This window comes from Pelomonas margarita (assembly GCF_043555875.1).
GTDB classification, from domain to species: Bacteria; Pseudomonadota; Gammaproteobacteria; order Burkholderiales; family Burkholderiaceae_C; genus Pelomonas; species Pelomonas margarita.
In genome coordinates this window covers 1-2,128 of the sequence record NZ_JBIGHW010000043.1, presented here as the reverse complement: position 1 = coordinate 2,128, position 2,128 = coordinate 1, and the positions used below count along the sequence as shown (strand labels likewise).

At 63.4% G+C, this 2,128-nt stretch carries 2 protein-coding genes; one reads left to right on the top strand and one right to left on the bottom strand.

Translation table 11 applies throughout. The annotated features are described in order from the left end of the window. Nucleotides 1-259 precede the first annotated feature (259 nt). Nucleotides 260-661: a transposase gene (locus ACG0Z3_RS23105; protein WP_394402390.1), complete on the bottom strand. Its 402-nt coding sequence runs from the start codon at nt 659-661 to the stop codon at nt 260-262. Nucleotides 662-982: 321 nt separating this feature from the next. Here ACG0Z3_RS23105 and ltrA point away from each other — a divergent pair, with 321 nt between their 5' ends. Continuing rightward, a complete protein-coding gene (gene ltrA / locus ACG0Z3_RS23100) occupies nt 983-2,041 on the top strand; it encodes a group II intron reverse transcriptase/maturase (protein ID WP_474101708.1) in 1,059 nt (352 codons plus the stop codon). The last annotated feature ends 87 nt before the right edge of the window (nt 2,042-2,128 follow it).

Below are 2,128 nucleotides of genomic sequence, written 5' to 3'. Positions count from 1 at the left end.
TCAGGGAACATCGATCCCCCTCTCAACGGCACTTCGCCGAATGCTGCGGGAATTCTTGCGAATCTGGGGCTGACTCTGCTGCTCTCCGCTGCGTAGCGCCACAAGGGCGGCCGCGCTTCAGACATGAGACCGCTGCACGACTGACCTGCGGCGGCGAGGTTGAAGGTCGCGATGTCGAGGATTTCGGAATACGCAATTCGAATCGGGTTTTCGGTCCATTTCTGCGCTTTTCGAGCCCTTTCCCGGGGCCTTTGGCCCCTCAGGACGGACTACTGCCTGGACACGGCTGCAGCTGAGCGCTTTGGAGCTTCCTCATCGCCTTGAGCAAGTTCACGCCGAGTGCTGCCCAGACCATCTGCGCTTGCGTCTTGGATACGCCAAAGTACCGCGCTCGGCTCAGGTGGAAGCGCCGCTTCATCGTGCCAAAGCCCTGCTCGACCTTGTAGCGCAGCGTGGCGATCGCCCGGTTCATCTTCGTCTGCAGCGGGTGTACGGGGTTGCCTCGGCTGCCCTTGAACTGGATCAGGTCACCGATTGTTGGCGCCGACCGAACTTTGAGCCGGCTCAGTTTTCGGTCGGGAGCGCCGGGAGACCGGCAAGGAGCAAAGGGTGCAAGTCCCTCACAGCAAAGGCATAGCGAACCATGTTGTCCCCGAGTCATGCGCGGCGTATCGCGAGGTACGACGTGAAGCGTTGACAGGGGTACATGCAGGCCAGCCATTGAGCCGCGTAAGAAATTCGATCCGGGTGCCGACGCTGTCCGATCCGCGGAAGGCAACATGCATGGGTGCGCCATCGCAAGTGCCCGTGCGACCCGGCGTGGTCGAAGACCCTGGCATGCATGCACGCTCCTTGCACGGGAACCGGGAGATCTCCAGCTTGACCGTCGGCGCCAGTACCGGCCGACGGCCCGCATCGGGAAGGTGAGGAGCCGAAGCCGATGATGCACGGGCGGGAGAAGTCAGACTCTGCCGTAGTAGCTGTGAAGCCTGCGAACAAAGCCAACACGCTGGTGGCGGAGCAGGTGGAGCAAAGGGCAGGGACCAAGGGGAACGCGGACCAGCCACACACGCGACGGACTCAGAGCCGCGATAGCGTGTCCCCGGGGTTGGAACGCGTACGACAGGCCGCAAGGCAAAGGAAGAGGCAAGCGTTCACCGCGCTGCTGCACCACGTCACCATCGATGCGCTTCGCGACGCGTTCCTGGCGCTCAAGCGCCGTGCCGCACCGGGCGTAGACGGCGTGACGTGGACGGACTACGAGTCAGGGCTGGAGGAGCGCCTTCAGGAACTGCACGGCCGGGTCCATCGCGGCGCGTACCGGGCGCAGCCCGTCAGGCGGCGGTTCATTCCGAAGCCGGACGGGCGGCAGCGCCCGCTGGGCATTGCCGCGCTGGAAGACAAGATCGTCCAGCGTGCAGTCGTCACCGTGCTTAACGCGATCTACGAGGAAGACTTCCTCGGCTTCTCATACGGGTTCCGGCCCGGACGAGGGCAGCACGACGCGTTGGACGCCTTGTGCGTGGCGATCAAGGGCAAGCGGGTGAACTGGATTCTCGATGCCGACATCAAGGGCTTCTTCGACGCGGTGGACCACCAATGGTTGCTGCGCTTCGTGAGGCACCGGGTTGGCGACGAGCGCATCGTCCGGCTGGTGAGCAAGTGGCTCAAGGCCGGCGTTCTGGAAGACGGGAACTGGAGCGCCAGTGACCAGGGGACGCCCCAAGGCGCGGTGATCTCACCGCTGCTGGCCAACGTCTACCTGCACTACGTCTTCGACCTGTGGGCGAGGCAATGGCGACGGCGAGAGGCCTGTGGCGACATGATCGTGGTGAGGTATGCCGACGATCTGGTCATGGGCTTCGAGCACGAGACTGATGCTCGTCGGTTCTGGGACGCGATGCGAGAGCGATTCGAGCAGTTCGCGCTCGAATTGCATGGGGAAAAGACCCGGCTGCTGGAGTTTGGTCGCTATGCGATCGAGCGGCGGCAACGAGCCGGGTGCGTATTTCAGCCCATCGTGGACGGCGTTTCAGACTGATGGTGGACGGGATTTCAGCGTGATCGTGGACGGCGTTTCAGTCTGATCGTGGACGCTGTTTCAGCGTCATCGTGGACGCTGGGGGTG